General features: G+C 75.4%; 12 protein-coding genes and 1 pseudogene. 5 read left to right on the top strand and 8 right to left on the bottom strand.

What is annotated here, in order from left to right; all coding sequences use genetic code 11:
* A pseudogene (locus VR45_RS30735) lies at positions 1–246 on the bottom strand (D-2-hydroxyacid dehydrogenase family protein); the annotation flags it as partial.
* 162 nt (positions 247–408) lie between these two features.
* Here VR45_RS30735 and VR45_RS30730 point away from each other — a divergent pair.
* The 4 genes from VR45_RS30730 to VR45_RS30715 all read left to right on the top strand — a co-directional run bounded on the left by VR45_RS30730 (position 409) and on the right by VR45_RS30715 (position 3,535).
* Entirely contained in the window at positions 409–1,155 is a 747-nt protein-coding gene (locus tag VR45_RS30730) for a response regulator transcription factor (RefSeq protein ID WP_045943144.1), read from the top strand.
* Positions 1,152–2,690 carry a HAMP domain-containing sensor histidine kinase gene (locus VR45_RS30725; RefSeq protein ID WP_045943143.1) on the top strand — a complete coding sequence of 513 codons (1,539 nt, stop codon included), beginning with the start codon at positions 1,152–1,154 and terminating at the stop codon, positions 2,688–2,690. Before VR45_RS30730 ends, VR45_RS30725 begins: the two co-directional genes overlap by 4 nt.
* 159 nt (positions 2,691–2,849) lie before the next feature.
* Entirely contained in the window at positions 2,850–3,314 is a 465-nt protein-coding gene (locus VR45_RS30720) for a hypothetical protein (RefSeq protein ID WP_045943142.1), read from the top strand.
* Positions 3,311–3,535, top strand: coding sequence for a hypothetical protein (locus tag VR45_RS30715; protein ID WP_045943141.1), 225 nt, complete (start codon positions 3,311–3,313; stop codon positions 3,533–3,535). Before VR45_RS30720 ends, VR45_RS30715 begins: the two co-directional genes overlap by 4 nt.
* A gap of 91 nt (positions 3,536–3,626) precedes the next feature.
* Here VR45_RS30715 and VR45_RS50230 read toward each other — a convergent pair whose 3' ends face one another.
* The 5 genes from VR45_RS50230 to VR45_RS30690 form a co-directional block, all read right to left on the bottom strand.
* Positions 3,627–8,024 (bottom strand): caspase family protein, encoded by a 4,398-nt coding sequence (locus VR45_RS50230; RefSeq protein ID WP_045943140.1) that lies wholly within the window; start codon positions 8,022–8,024, stop codon positions 3,627–3,629.
* Positions 8,025–8,033: 9 nt separating this feature from the next.
* Positions 8,034–8,357, bottom strand: coding sequence for a hypothetical protein (locus tag VR45_RS30705; protein ID WP_045943139.1), 324 nt, complete (start codon positions 8,355–8,357; stop codon positions 8,034–8,036).
* 309 nt (positions 8,358–8,666) lie between these two features.
* Positions 8,667–9,170: a hypothetical protein gene (locus VR45_RS30700; RefSeq protein ID WP_045943138.1), complete on the bottom strand. Its 504-nt coding sequence runs from the start codon at positions 9,168–9,170 to the stop codon at positions 8,667–8,669.
* 203 nt (positions 9,171–9,373) lie between these two features.
* Positions 9,374–10,897: a glycerophosphodiester phosphodiesterase family protein gene (locus VR45_RS44610; RefSeq protein WP_078896976.1), complete on the bottom strand. Its 1,524-nt coding sequence runs from the start codon at positions 10,895–10,897 to the stop codon at positions 9,374–9,376.
* 87 nt (positions 10,898–10,984) lie between these two features.
* Positions 10,985–11,449 carry a helix-turn-helix domain-containing protein gene (locus tag VR45_RS30690; protein ID WP_045943137.1) on the bottom strand — a complete coding sequence of 155 codons (465 nt, stop codon included), beginning with the start codon at positions 11,447–11,449 and terminating at the stop codon, positions 10,985–10,987.
* 146 nt (positions 11,450–11,595) lie between these two features.
* Between VR45_RS30690 and VR45_RS30685 the strand changes: the two genes are divergently transcribed.
* Positions 11,596–12,495 carry an alpha/beta hydrolase gene (locus VR45_RS30685; protein ID WP_045943136.1) on the top strand — a complete coding sequence of 300 codons (900 nt, stop codon included), beginning with the start codon at positions 11,596–11,598 and terminating at the stop codon, positions 12,493–12,495.
* A 61-nt stretch (positions 12,496–12,556) separates the two neighbouring features.
* Here VR45_RS30685 and VR45_RS30680 read toward each other — a convergent pair whose 3' ends face one another.
* Together VR45_RS30680 and VR45_RS30675 are read right to left on the bottom strand one after the other, a co-directional pair.
* Positions 12,557–12,922 (bottom strand): hypothetical protein, encoded by a 366-nt coding sequence (locus tag VR45_RS30680; protein WP_045943135.1) that lies wholly within the window; start codon positions 12,920–12,922, stop codon positions 12,557–12,559.
* Positions 12,923–13,081: 159 nt separating this feature from the next.
* Positions 13,082–13,321, bottom strand: coding sequence for a hypothetical protein (locus VR45_RS30675; protein WP_045943134.1), 240 nt, complete (start codon positions 13,319–13,321; stop codon positions 13,082–13,084).
* Positions 13,322–13,932 lie beyond the last annotated feature (611 nt).

Below are 13,932 nucleotides of genomic sequence, written 5' to 3'. Positions count from 1 at the left end.
CCGCATCCCCGAGGCGACCAGCAGCCGCAGCCTGGGCAGCCGCTCGAACACCTCCGCCGGAAAGGCGATCCGCTCCCGCAGCGTCACCACGATGTCGAAGTCCGCGACCGCCGCGACGAGTTCCGCCACCGAGGCCGGATGCTCGCGGAACGCCACGACCTCGACCCGGTCGGCCACCGGGGACCAGTCGGCGATCGTGGTGGCGACACCCTGGAAGTCGTCGAGTACGGCGCAGCGGAGTCTCATGCCCCGCACTCTTCCAGATCCGCCCGGCACCGCCGGGCCCGGCCCTGCTCCGTCGTCGGCGCACCTGGCCGGGACACCCCCGGAGGCCGTCCGGCGCCCCGGTGTGAGAGGGTCGGCGGCCGGACGGAGGAGGCGCCGATGCGGACGAGTGGAACCGGGGACATGGCGGGGAGCCGGGACGTGACGGGGAGCCGGGACGTGACGGGGACCGGCGGGCGGGTCCTGGTGGTCGACGACGATGCGGCGATCCGCCGCGGGCTGGAGCGCGGTCTGCGGCTGAGCGGCTTCTCGGTGGCCCTCGCCGAGGACGGCGGCGCGGCGCTGGCCCGGATGGCCACCGAGCTGCCGGACGTGCTGGTGCTCGATGTGTCGATGCCCGGCCTCGGCGGCGTCGAGGTCTGCCGCCGCCTGCGCGCCCGGGGCGACGACCTCCCGGTGCTGATGCTGTCCGCCCTCGACGAGGCCGCCGACCGGGTCGCCGGGCTCCAGGCGGGCGCCGACGACTACCTGGTCAAGCCGTTCGCCCTGGAGGAACTCGTCCTGCGGCTGCGGGCCCTGCTCCGCCGCCGGCCGCCGCAGCCGGACGACCGGGTGCTCGCCGGACCCCTCAGCCTCGACCCCGGCACCCGCCAGGCCCACCTGGACGGCGAGGAACTCACCCTCACCCGGCGGGAGTTCGAACTGCTCTCGCACCTGGCCCGGAACGCCGGCCTGGTGCTCTCGCGCGAACTGCTGCTGGAACGCGTCTGGGGCTACGACGCCGAGGTGCGCAGCGACGCCGTCGACACCTTCGTCAGCTACCTGCGGCGCAAGACCGAGGCCGGCGGGCGGCCCCGGCTGATCCACACCGTCCGGGGCGTCGGCTTCGTGCTGCGCACACCCGACGGATCGCGGCAGGCCCCGCGATGAGGCTCTCCACCCGGATCGCACTCTGGGCGGCGGCCGTGGTGCCGCTGCTGGTGGTGCTCGCGGGCCTGCTGCTGCTGCCGCTGGTCGGCCGGGACCTGCGGCACCAGCAGGACGCCCGGCTCGGCGAGCGCGCGGCCGCGCTGCTGCCGAGCGTCCGGGCGCTGGTGGCCGCCGACAGCAAGGGCCGGCCCAAGGTGGAGCAGAACCAGCAGCGCAAGGTGGTGGACGCCGCCCTGGACCTGGGGGTGCGGGTGACCGGCACCGACGGCGGCGTCCTGCTGTCCGTCGGCCCGCAGCCGGACGGGCCGGAGGGCGCGAGTGCCCTCCCGACCGAGCCGGGCGGCGGGCCGGTCACGGTCCGGGACCACGGCACCTCCTGGCGGGTCCTCACCTGGGCGGTCGGAGGGAACGGCCGGGGCAGCGGCTCCGGCCTGCTGCAGGTGATCGCCCCCACCGGGCCGGCGGACCGGCAGGCGGCCGCGGTGCGACGGCGGGTCCTGCTCGTCGCCCTGGTGTCGGCCCCGGTCGCCGCACTGCTCGGCTTCGCGCTCGCCGAGCGGGCCACCGCCCCGCTGCGCCGGCTCAGCCGCCGCGCCGCCGGGCTGGACCCGGCGGCGGCACCCGCCGGGCCGACCGGGCCGACCGGGCCGGGCTCCCCGGAGTCTCCTGGCTCGTCCGGCTCGCCCGGTGGTCACGGGTTCCTGCCCGAGCGGACCGGGACCGCCGAGGTCGACGAGCTGTCCTCGGCCCTCGCGCTGCTCCTCACCCGCTACGACGAGCAGGCCCGGCGGACGGCCCAGGCGCTGGACACCGCCCGGGCGTTCTCCGCCGACGCCTCGCACGAGCTGCGCACACCGCTGATGAGCCTGCGCACCAATCTCGACGTCCTGGCCGCCCACCCGGACCTGCCCGCCGACGACCGGGACGAGGTCGTGGCAGAGCTGCGGCAGGACCACGCACGGCTGCTCGACCTGCTCACCGCGCTCAGCACCCTGGCCCGGGGCGACCTGGTCCAGTTGGACGCGTTCCAGCCGGTCGACCTCGCCGAACTCGTCGACGCGGCGGCCGAGGAGGCCCGCCGCCGCCACCCCGGCACCGTGTTCGCCGTGCACGCCCCGGCCGAACTGCGGGTGTTCGGCTGGGAGTCCGGGCTGCGGATCATGCTCGCCAACCTCCTCGGCAACGCCGCCGTGCACGGCGGCGCCGACGGCGCCCCGGCCCGCGTCGCCGTCCGGCTCGCCGCCGAGGGCGCGCAGGCCAGGCTCACCGTGGACGACAACGGCCCCGGGGTACCCCCGGAGGACCGGGCGGCCGTGTTCCAGCGCTTCCACCGCCGCCGGGACAGCCCCGGTTCGGGCCTCGGGCTCACCCTGGTCGCCCAGCAGGCCGCGCTGCACCGGGGCACCGTCGCCCTCACCTCGCCGCCCGACGGCACCGGCTGCCGGGCCGAGGTGACCCTGCCGCTCCCCCGCCCGGACGCGCCGACCCTGGAACTCCCGGCCCGCCGGGACTGGCTCAGCGGCCCGGGGCGCTAAGCCTGTTCGGGCACCGGGCCGGCCGTTCCACAGGGATTCCACAAGAAGGCGCCCTACCGTCCGACTCGACCGCACCGCACCGCACCCCGGTGCACCCCGGTGCACCGCACCGGGCCGTTCGGGTCCTGGTCCGGGTCCGGGCCGAAGAGAGGACGTCACATGCCCGCAGTCAACCGCCTTCCCTCCGGTCGCCTGGCCGGCGCGCTCGGTGCCCTCGCCCTGACCGGTGCGCTGACCGGCGCGCTGCTGGCCGGCACGCCCGCCGCCCAGGCGGCTCCGGCCGCCCCGAGCTCCGGCCCGGCCGCCGCCACCTCACCGACCGCCCTGCCGACACCCACCGGTGACGGGGCCAAGAGCATCTGCAAGCGCCTGCCCAGCACCGAGGGGCACCTCACCAACGCGCTCAACCGGCTCAACGGGGACGCCACCATGGCCGGCTCCGTCGCCCGGCTGGAGCAGCGGGTCGCGAACGCCAAGTCCGCCGGTCACACCGAGGTGGAGACCTACCTCAACGGCCGGCTGACCGCCCGCAAGGCCCTGGTCGGCACCCTGAAGTCGCGGCAGAACGACCTCAAGTCCGTGGCGACCTGGTGCGCCGCCCACGGCCGGGGCACCGGCAAGTGACCCGCCGCCCCGCCGGAGCGGTGCTCGCGGCCGTTCTGCTGGCCGGAGCGGCGCTGCTCACCGGCTGCGGTCCCGGTGCCGACCACGGGCCCGCCACGCCCGGGCCCGCCGCCCCCGGCGCGGCCGACGACGCGGCGCCCGGGGACCTCCAGCAGAAGCTGGACGCCGCCGAGAGCGCCGCCGCGGCGGCCGACGCCGACACGGCGGCCGAGAACGGCTGATCCGGTCCGAGCGAGGAACGGGCGGCGGGGGTGTGCCGGGCCGGTCGTGGGGGCCGGCCCGGCACACCCCCGCCGTCGAACGCCGTCGCTCTCAGGACCTACGGCGGTCCCGCCACCGCGGCCACCGGCCGGGCGGCTCCGTCGACCCCGACAGCCGGGCCGACAACTCCCGGTAGCCCTGGTACTCCAGCTGCCGCCCGATCTCGGCCACCTCGTCCGGACGACGCGAGGAAACCGTCATGATCGCCTCCTGGAGCGCCGTTCCGTGGCCGGCCGGGTCCAGGTACCGGAGGAACTCGGCGACGTCCTCCGGAGGCCGGTAGCGGCAGACGTTCACCGTCATCCGATGGCTGAGTTCCGACGCCATGCCGGCGTCGAGCAGGCTCGCCACCGCCCGGGCGATCTCCGCACCGGTCCTGCCCCGGGAGGAGAGCTCGGTGGCCAGCATCTCCGCGCTCCCCGACCGGCCGATCCGCATCAGGCGCCCGATCACCCCGGCCACCGAGCCGCCCGCCAGCATCCGACCGGCCAGCAGCTCCGCCGTCTCGTTCGAGTGTCCGGCGGGGTCCCGGTCCGTCGGTCCGTCGGCCGGCAGCGGGGCCTCCAGCAACGCGGCGACCCGGTCGGGGGGCTCGTCGGCGAGGACATGGTCGACGATCCGCTCCGCCTCCGGCCGCCGCCCGTTCGCCCGCAGGTCCCGGAGGATCAGGGCGAGTTCCGCCGCTGGCCGGGCTGCCGCGAGGATCCGCCACAGTTCCGCCCGCCGGTCCGGCAACACGGGCCAGGACACCGTGTCGGGCCCTGTCGGCGGATACGCCAGGTCCGCCAGCGCGGCCAGCAGACCGACCACGTCCTCGGGCTCCCGGTACAGGACCGCCGCTGCCAGGGCCGCCCTGGCCGGCCCGCCCCGGGCGGCGAGTGCGGCGAGTTCCCCGACCGGGCCGTCCGCCCCGACCGACCGCCGCAGGGCCGCGCGGTCGAGGCCGGGGACCGTCCGGTGCAGCTGCCGGTACCAGGCCACGACCGGCGCGTCCGGCGGGGCCTCGTCGACCAGGGCGGCCGCGTACCGGAACCGGCCGTGCTCGTTCAGCCCGACCCAGAAGCCGGAGGTGTCGACCGTCCGCGCGTACGCGCGGAGCACGGGCAGCCCGAGCCGCTCGGCGCCGTTCCGGTGCAGATGGTCGAGGAGGCCCAGGGCCTGCTGGGCCGACAGCTCCGGGGCCAGCGTGTCCATCACGTGGCCGCGCACCTCCTCGCCCCGCGCGTCCAGCGCCGCGAACAGCCGGCCGAGCTCCTCGTCGGACCCGGTCCAGCGAGCGGCCCGCAGCACAGCCCCGGCGAGGACGCCCTGCCGTCCGGCCAGCAGCTCCACCAGCAGCTCCGCGAACCGGTCCGGCGGCGTCACCCGCGCGACATGCTCCACAAAGCGCTCGACCGCCAGCCCCCTCCTCAACCGCTCCAGCCGGAAATTGCCCAGCACCTCGGCGACCTCCCGGACGGGGCGCCCGGCCGCCGCCCAGCACAGCACCTCGAACGCCTCGTCGTCCCGGAGCGCTTCCAGCAGGCCGACGACGACCGGGGGCGGCTGCTCGCTCCCGAGCCGCTCCAGCAGGAGACCGGCCTCCCGCCCGCCGCCGGCACGGCCCAGTTCGCCGATCAGGGCGCGGAACTCCACGGGCCGGACCGGCGGCCCGCCCAGGAAGGCGTCCAGCAGGTAGTACGTGCCCGGCTCGGAGCCGATCGCCCGGGCCGCCGCGAACAGCCTGGCGGCGTGCGCCCTGAGTGCCTCGACCAACTGCTCGCCGGGGTGGGATCCGCGCCCTCCGGACCGCAGAGCCTCGATCAGCACTCCGCTCCGCTCCACCGGTCCGGCGTCGAGGAAGGCACGGAGCAGCTCGCCGACCTCGACCGCCGCCCCGCCGGGCCCCCGGGTGTCGAGGGCGACGATCAGTTCGGCCACCTCGCGGGGCGAGCCCCGCCGGGCCACGCCGAGCAGGGTGCCCCGGTCCTCGGCCACTCGCGGGGGAGCGGGTTCGCGAGCGGGTGCGGGACCGGGTGCCGGGAGCGGCACCGGCACGCTCGGGGCAGGCGTCGGCAAGCTCGGGGCGGGCTTCGGCGCAATCGGAATGGGCTCGAGCCAGTCGCGCAGCAGCCGCTCCCCGGCCTGCCTGTTCCGGGCCCGCAGTTCGGCGAGCAGAGCGGCCAACTCGGCGGCCCCGCACTCGGCGACGACGGCCTGCGCCAGCAACTCCCCCAGGACCGCGAACCGCTCCTCACCACAGGCGTCGAGCAGTTCCGCGAGCCGGTCCGGCTCCCGACGCAGCACGAGGATCCGGCGCAGGAGCACATCGCGCGCCGCCGACGGCATCCGCGCCAGCACGGTCAGCAGCTCCACCGTCGACCGGCTGCGGACCAGGGTGTCCTGGAACCTGACCACGACGGCAGGCAGACGCCGCTGCTCCAGCTCCACGAGCAGCGGCCCCACCTGCTCCGCCGGGTACCGCCCGCCCAGCACCGGCACGGCGACCTCGACCGGGTCCCGGTCCGGCCGCCCCACGCTCGGGAGTTCCCAGACCCGGACCAGGATGTGCGCCACCCGCTCCGGCGATGCCCCGCACAGCACCGCCAGGAAGGGTTCGAGCAGGTTGTCCGGTCCGTGACCGCAGAGCAGGACGGTCAGCTCCCCCGCCTCCTTCGGTACCATGAGGCTGGCCGCGAGTCGTACGACGGCAACGGCGTCCTCGTCGGGGCGGGCGGCCTCGTGGACATCGGCGCCCGACAGTCCGTGCAGCAACCGGTGCAGGTCCCGGGGCTCCTGCCGGGCGCACTCCTCGTGGAACACGTCGAGGTACCGCGACATACCGGCCTCGCGGAGCAGCCGCAGCAGGCTCCTCACGTCGCGGTGCCCGGCCACCAGGGTCCGGACGACGGCCGTCGCGTCCCGCTCCAGGCCGCCCCGCCCCCCGGTGAACCGCAGCCAGGAGGCAACCGCCTCCGCCGACCACTCCGCCATCGCCGCGAGCGCCATCGCCCTGGCCTCGACCGCCCCGGCCCGGGACAGCGCCACAAGGAGGCCGTCCACCGACCGGGAACCCAGCCGGGCCACCGTCGCCCGGACCAGCCGCCGGACCTCCGCCGGCAGTTCCTCCGCCTCCAGGGCGGCCAGCAGCGGCGGCAGGTCCGCCACCGGCCGCGGCTCCTCGGACACCCGGACCGCCTCGGCGGCGAGTCCGGCCCGGTGCAGTTCCACGACGCACGCCGCCCAGGCGTCCGCCGGCAGCGCCGCCAGAGCGCGGAGCATCGTCGACCACAGCGTCTCCACCGTCTCCGCCGGCAGTCCGGCGGCCGCGGTCGGTCCCTCGGTTTCGACGGTTGCGGCGAGCGTGGCCAGACCGACGAGCAAGGGCGGCAGTTGGGGCGCCGGGCGGACGGCCGCTTTCTCCAGAAGCCGGTGCGCGGTCTCGTCCCGGCCGGCCGTACAGAGCGCCGCGACCAGCTCCAGCAGCGGGACCGCGGCGCGACGCCGGGACGCCGCGTCCCACATCGCGGTGACCGCTGTGGCATCCAACCCGCGAGTGTGGTCGAGCAGTTCGGCCGTCGGACCGAGTACGGCGTACTCCTCCAGCAGCTCGGTGCGCTCGGAGGCCTGGTACTGGTGGACGGCACGGCCCAGGAGTGCACGGAGGCCGGGATCGGCCAACGGCTGCTCCGGCGTCGGCGGTTCGTCCACCACCGGTACGGGGGCGGGCTCCACCAGCGGGCCCGCGACCAGGAACTCCGCCTGGTCGGCGTCGGTGAGGACGCGAACCTCCTGGGCGGCGCCCGACTTGCCGTGCTCCGCGTGGAGCGCCTCGATCCGGCTCTGGACGGCCTCGCTCAGCCACTCCAGGGTCAGTGGACCGTCGTGCGCGAGCAGCTCGTCCAGGACCGCGCGCGAGAACAGGCTGAACGAGCCGCTCCCCGCAGCGACGAAGTGCGCGTACCCACCGGGCGAGCAGGCGTAGAGGTGGGCGATCCGCCGGGACTTGACGGTCATGGCCCGCCCGCTCGCCCAGCCGACCGCGCCGGCCATCGTGTCGCCCCCGACACCCTCCCGGCAGGCGTCGATGAGGAACAGCACCTGTGCGGCGCGGGTGTTCTCGACCTCGCTGCGCCAGTCGATGGCGACGCAGCCCGACCAGAGCGGCTTCCGGTAGCGGTGCAGGTCCTCCGGTATCAGATAGTCCACGCCCTGGGCGTGCAGACCGTGTCCGCTCAGGCAGATCAGCAGTGTCTCGCCCCGCCGGGCCTTCTCCAGGAAGCGCGAGACCTCGCCGTTCACGAAGTTCCAGCTGATCCGTTCGCCCGCCCCGGGCCGCTCGACCCGGAAGCCGCGCGCCCGCAGGGCCGCGTCCAGGCGTTCGAGGTCCCGGGGGACGAAGGGCAGGGGGGTGAACCCCACCCGTTCGTAGTCGCTGGCGCCGATCAGAAGTGCGGCGAACCCGCCCATCCGGTCCCGCTAGTTGCCGAAGACGAAGGTGATCCCACGGGTGCCCTGGACCTGGGAACTGCCGACCAACTGGACGCCGCCCGAGGCGGAGACCTGGAAGCTCAGCTGGACCTCCTTGAGCGGCAGCGGGCCGCCGCGGTCGGCGATCTGCTCGAACAGCGTCTGGAGCGCGTCCACCGTCTCCGTGAGGTTAGAGCGCAGCGCCCCGAGCGGCACCCGGCGCAGCACGGCCTCCCGGTCGCGCCGGAAGACGCCCATCGTGTCGCCGTCCTCCTCCTCGTCCTCGGTCACCCAGAACTCCAGGGAATCCAAGGACTCCACCTCGTCCGCCACTTCTCCCCCACCCCGCGCGATCCACGCCCCAGGCCGACTCCGGTGTGATCCACCGCAGGGCGAGGATAGCCCTCGGAGGCCGGTGATTGAAGTCGATCCGCCGATTGATCACAGTTGTTGATGGTGAGTCAGACGACAACTGCCGTGACGCCTGTGACGAACCGGAACAGGCCCGGAGCTTCGTCCGCCGGCTCCCCGGCGGGCTGGCCGCGCACAAGCCGCTGGGCAGCACCGTGCCGCCGCAGACCGGCGACGATCGGACTGTCCTCCGGACCGACAGCGTCCGAGATCAGTACGGGTAACAACCACTTACGCGTCGGGATGCTGCGGCAGGGCGAGCCAGTCCGACCAGGACATCTCACGGCCGAGGAAGCGCGGCTGCTCGAACGGCCAGTCGGCGGCGATCCACTGCGGCACCAGCGCGTCGAGGGCCTGCTCGACGTCGCTGCCCACCAGCTCGTGCACCACCCACCAGGAGATCTCGCCGTCCGCGCCGACCCTCTCCGGCGGGTCGATGTAGACACAGCCGAGCAGAACCGTCTCCGCCGCGTCGAACAGCGCGTAGTTGAAGGACTGGTGCGCGGCGATCTCCTTCTCGTGCCGCAGAAGGTCGGCCTGGTCGGCCTCGTAGGTCATGGTGTCCGCGGGCCAGCCCCAGGCCGGGCCGAAAATGGTCCACAGCCGCTCGCGCGAACCCATCACAGCCGGATAGTCGAGCGGGGTGTCCGCCTCCCGGATCGGCCGCAGATGATGACCACCGCCCGGCAGCGCTACCAGGACGGGGTGGACGAAGTCATCGGGAAGCCAGCTCATGACGCCCGACCGTAGCAGCGCGCGGCCGTCCGCTCCCCTGGATTTTCCCCCGCATACCGCCAGGCCCTGCCCTCATGCCGGGCGAGGCCCGCGATCACCCGATCGAGACTCGCGTTCGATCGACAGACTCCATGATCGGTACGGCAACGGCTTCTGAACCCTGCCTCGCCCGCGCCGGGCCGAGCGTCCGGTGCGGGCGGCGGCTACTGGCGGGCGGCGAGCCAGCCGGCCAGCTCGGCCGGGCGGTTGGTGATGATGCCGTCCACGCCTGCCGCGTCCAGGGCCTTCCAGCGGGCGGGCGCGTCGACCGTCCAGACGTTGACCGCGACGCCCGCCGTGTGCAGGGCGGCCACCACCTCGGGGCGGGTGGCGAGGGCGGCGTCGGCGGGGTTGTAGGCGGACAGGCCGAGGTCCCGGGCGACGGCCACCGGGTCGGCGTCGAGGGAGGCGCGCAGCAGGCCGAGGGGCAGCTCGGGGGCCAGTTCGCGGGTGTACCGGAGGGCGTCGGTCTCGAAGCTCTGGACGAAGACCCGGCCGGCCATGCCTCGGTCGCGGACGTCCTGGACGATCCGGGCCACCTCGTCCCGGGTGTGCGGGCCCTTGATCTCCAGCAGCAGGCTGCCCCCGCGGGTGCGCAGGTCGTCGAGCTGGGCGGCCAGGGTCGGCACGCGCGCGCCGGCCGTGGCCGGGGCGAACCAGGCACCGGCGTCCAGCGCGCCCAGTTGGGCGGCCGTCAGGTCGCGGACGCGGCCGGTGCCGTTGGTGGTGCGGTTCACGGTGTCGTCGTGCAGGACGTGGGGGACGCCGTCCTTGCTGGGCTGGACGTCGTTCTCGATCCAGTCCGCGCCCGCGCGGCGGGCGACCTCGTCGGACAGCAGGGTGTTCTCGGGGGCGGCGGAGGAGGCGCCGCGGTGGGCGAGGACGGTGAGCGGCGCGCCGGGCTGCCGGAGGAAGGCGCCGGGGGCGAGCGCGGTGAGCTTGAGGTCGTCGAAGGAGACCTGGGCGCCGTTGACCAGCAGGGCCTGACCGCCGTCCGCGCTCCGGGCGACCTGGGTGGTGCGCATGACCTCGCGCCCGTCGAAGATCCAGCGGGCCGCGCCGAGCCGGACGTCCCGGCCGGTGCCCGCCGCGGCGGGCCCGACGGCGGTGTCGGTGACGTTCCAGGCGTCGGCGGGGGTGCGCCGGGCGAACTCCAGGCCGTTGGCGGCGGTGGTGCCGGAGCGCACGGTGGCGATCGACCACGGGGTGGTGCCGCTCGCCGGGACGTCCAGGCCGAGGGCGGTCCAGCGAGCGGCGTCGACGACGCTCTCGAAGCGGGCGGTCACCTCAAGACGGAAGTCGGTGAGGTGGCGGCCGAAGGTGATCCGGGTCTGCTGGTTCCAGTCGGCGGAGCTGCCGACCAGGCGGCCGTTGGCGATCCGCCACGCCCCCTCGACGGCCGTCCAGCCGGTGGGCAGGGCGGGGCCGTCGAAGTGCTCGTCGACCACGACCTCGCCGGGCGCGGCGGCAGCCGTCGCGGTTCCGGGAGCGGCGGCCGGGGCGGCTCCGCGGGCGGCGGAGGCCGCGTGCGGGGCCGTCAGCGCGACGGTGCCGAGGCCCAGCGCGGCGGCGAGCAGCGCGGCGAGCGGGCCGGAACGGGCGGGACGAGCGATGCGGGCGGAACGGGCGCTGCGGGCGGAACGTCCGTTTCGCGGCCTGTCCGGGCCGGCGGAGTGACTGCTGGTCATGCGCGGCACGCTAGGGGATCACGGCCCGGAGCGGAAGCCACGCCCCACGAACGACCGTGTCAGCGCCCGGGCGAGGGCGGCCCGGGGTCACCCCACCGGCGGGACCGGGCGGCCGGGGGCGAGGTGCCGGGCGAGGGTGGCCAGCGCCTCGGTGACGGCCCGCAGGGCGGCCGGATCCGGGGCGGCGCCGTCGGGTCCGGCGAGGGCGGCCGCGAGGGCGTCGTCGACGGTGGCGGTCCGGACCTCGGCGACCCGGGCCGAGGGTTCGGCGGCGGGTCGGACGAGCCGTCGGCGGCGGTCGGCGGGGTCGGGCTCGGTCTCGACCGAGCCCGCCTCCACCAGCCGCGCCACGGCGGTGGAGACCTGACTCTGCGGCAGACCGGTGCGGGCGGCGATCTCGCCGACGGTCGTCCCCGGGCTGGCGACGATCTCGCCCAGGGTGACCAGGACCGAGCGGACCGAGCCGCGCGAGCCGGTGGCCGGTTCGGGCATGGCCTGCTCACCGACCTTCATCAGCGTGCGGCCCAGGAGGAACAGCTCGACTCCGTTCATGGCCGCCAGGCTACATCGGCCTCGATGCATTGAAAAAGATTGATCGAGTTAGATGCATCTCTATTGATACATCTTTCTCGATGCTCTAGTGTCGGTCGGGCCGGCCTGACAGCACCGGCACTGCCACCGAAGGGACACCCACCGCCATGACCACCACCACCGCTTCCGGGAGCACCGCCACCGAAGGCACGCTCCCCGTCCCCGGCGCCACCCTCCACTACCGGATCGCGGGCAGCGGCCCCGTCCTGCTGCTCTCGCAGAGCGGCGAGGGCGACGCGGATCGCACCGTCGACCTCGTCCCGCACCTCACGGACACCTTCACCGTCGTCACCTACGACCGCCGCGGCCTCTCCCGCAGCACGCTCGACGACCCCGCCCGGCCGGTCACCATGGCCGACCACGCCGACGACGTCGCGCTGCTGCTCGCCGAGGCCGCCCGGCTCACGGACCCGGACGGAACCGGCGGGGCGGCTCCCGAGCCGGCCCTGATGGCCGGGTTCAGCATGGGTGCCGCGATCGGCCTCCAGGTGCTGGCCCGTCACCCGGGCGTCCTCGGCACCCTGATCGCGCACGAGCCCGTGGTGCCGAACCTGCTGCCCCCGGCGGACCGTGCCGAGCATGTCGCGGAACTCCTCGCCATCCAGGAGGCGCACGCCACCGGGGGCGCGGCGGCGGCCTTCCCCGCGATCGCCCGGCACCTGGGCATCGACCCCCGGCACGACACCACCGAGGGGGGCCTCACCCCGCAGCCGATGACGCCCCGCCGGGTGGCCAACTTCGACTTCTTCATCGGCACCGAGTTCACCGCCGTCACCACCGACGGGCTCGGCCCGGCCGAGCTGGCCGCCGCCGCGCGGCACTCCGGCACCCGCGTCCTCCCCGCCACCGGCCGCACCACCCGCCCGGACGTGCACACCTACCGCTGCGCGCTGGCCCTGGCCGAACTGCTCGGCACCGAACCGGTCGCCTTCCCCGGCGGGCACAACGGGAACACCGCCTTCCCCCGTGCCACCGCGCGGACCCTGAAGGCCCTGCTCGGCCGGTGATCGCGACCGCCCGGTGCCCACGACCACTCGGTGATCGTGACCGCCCGGTGACCGCGACCGCTCAGCGGGCGCCGTCCGGGTCGGCGGGCCGGGACTTCCCCGCCACGCCGGGCCGGGGGATGCCGTCGATCGCGACGCAGATGCCGAAGACCCGGTCGTGTCCGGTCCAGCCGTTGACCCGGCCCCGGTTGTTGCTGATCTGCACCCGCCTCCTGGCGTGGTCCAGGGCCGACACCAGATGCAGGTAGACCGTGCCGGCGACTCTGGCCAGCACGATGTCACCGACCTCCAGCTTCGACGGATCGGCCGGGACCACGCGCACCGACTGCCGGCTGCGGATCAGCGGGACCATCGACGAGCCGCTCGGCCGGAACTCCACCCCGGCCCCACCGGCCACCCTCGCCGCCACCGCGTCCAGTGCACCCATCCGGCGATCGTCGCACTCGCACTCCGGACCGGGCCACCGAATTGTCCGCCCGGGCTGCCTGCGCGCGAGGCTGGAACGGCCCGGCCCGGACAGGCGCGTCAAAGGGGCCGCGTCAAGGGGCCGCGTCAACATCACACCTGGCGCCCTTCACACCTGCGGTCAGGCTTCACCCGGGTGCCAGGCCGGCCATTCCCAGGGCCGGTCGACCCAGTGGACGCGGTCCGGATCGCGCGGGTCGAGGTCGGGGAAGAGCTGGTGGATCCGCGGTTCGAACTCCTCCGGGGCGAGCGGCTCCCAGCCGTGGCCCTCGAAACGGACCAGCCGGTACCGGCTGTCGGTGCGGAACTCGGCGACCTCGACCAGGGGTTTCGCCGTACCGGACGTGTTGTTCGTTTCCATGCCCCCAGCATGTGGCGGACCTCCCGGCGGCGCACCCGGGCTGCGGCAGGCAGCGTACGGCGGCGGCCCGGATCCGGCCGGGGCACCCACCGGAACTCTCGTCCGAGTCATGTCCCGCCGTCGGCAGGCTCGTTGAGCAGCGCGAGCGGGGGCCTGCGACGGCCGCCGCGCGGAGCGGCCCATCCGGCCCACCCGGCATACCCCGGCCCACCCGGCAGGCCACGCGCGGACGGGCGGCGGTGGACGACGGCAGGAGGACGAGAACATGAGCGGGCAGGCGGCAGACGACAGTACCCCGGCGGGCGGCGGACCGAGGACCGGTCCGGTCGCGGCAGCAGGCGCGGCCCCGACGACGGGCGCGGCGGCGGGCGCGGCAGGCGCGGGCGCCGCGCAGTGGCAGTGGCCGACCCCGGCCTGGCAGCCTCCGCCGGTGCCGGTCCCGCCTCCGGTGCCCGTCCCGACACCGCCGTGGGAGGCGATGGCGGAGGCTGCCGCGGCGGAGCGGCGCCGGCGCCGCCGGACGTGGGCGGCGAGCGCCGTCGGGATCGTCGCCGGGATGGCGGCGGTGCTGGCGATGTGCGGGCCCGGGTCGGGCGAGGAGTCGTCCGGGG

This window comes from Streptomyces sp. NRRL S-495 (genome assembly GCF_000966955.1).
Classification (GTDB): domain Bacteria; phylum Actinomycetota; class Actinomycetes; order Streptomycetales; family Streptomycetaceae; genus Kitasatospora; species Kitasatospora purpeofusca.
Note: the sequence above shows the minus strand (reverse complement) of the source record. Positions and strands in the feature narration are given on the sequence as shown.

What these genes read in the sequence shown, in the direction of transcription:
- VR45_RS30730 (WP_045943144.1), top strand. Translation starts at nt 409, where the DNA reads ATGGCGGGGAGCCGGGACGTGACGGGGAGCCGGGACGTGACGGGGACC.
- VR45_RS30725 (WP_045943143.1), top strand. Translation starts at nt 1,152, where the DNA reads ATGAGGCTCTCCACCCGGATCGCACTCTGGGCGGCGGCCGTGGTGCCG.
- VR45_RS30720 (WP_045943142.1), top strand. Translation starts at nt 2,850, where the DNA reads ATGCCCGCAGTCAACCGCCTTCCCTCCGGTCGCCTGGCCGGCGCGCTC.
- VR45_RS50230 (WP_045943140.1), bottom strand. Translation starts at nt 8,024, where the DNA reads ATGGGCGGGTTCGCCGCACTTCTGATCGGCGCCAGCGACTACGAACGG.
- VR45_RS30700 (WP_045943138.1), bottom strand. Translation starts at nt 9,170, where the DNA reads ATGAGCTGGCTTCCCGATGACTTCGTCCACCCCGTCCTGGTAGCGCTG.
- VR45_RS44610 (WP_078896976.1), bottom strand. Translation starts at nt 10,897, where the DNA reads ATGACCAGCAGTCACTCCGCCGGCCCGGACAGGCCGCGAAACGGACGT.
- VR45_RS30690 (WP_045943137.1), bottom strand. Translation starts at nt 11,449, where the DNA reads ATGAACGGAGTCGAGCTGTTCCTCCTGGGCCGCACGCTGATGAAGGTC.
- VR45_RS30685 (WP_045943136.1), top strand. Translation starts at nt 11,596, where the DNA reads ATGACCACCACCACCGCTTCCGGGAGCACCGCCACCGAAGGCACGCTC.
- VR45_RS30680 (WP_045943135.1), bottom strand. Translation starts at nt 12,922, where the DNA reads ATGGGTGCACTGGACGCGGTGGCGGCGAGGGTGGCCGGTGGGGCCGGG.
- VR45_RS30675 (WP_045943134.1), bottom strand. Translation starts at nt 13,321, where the DNA reads ATGGAAACGAACAACACGTCCGGTACGGCGAAACCCCTGGTCGAGGTC.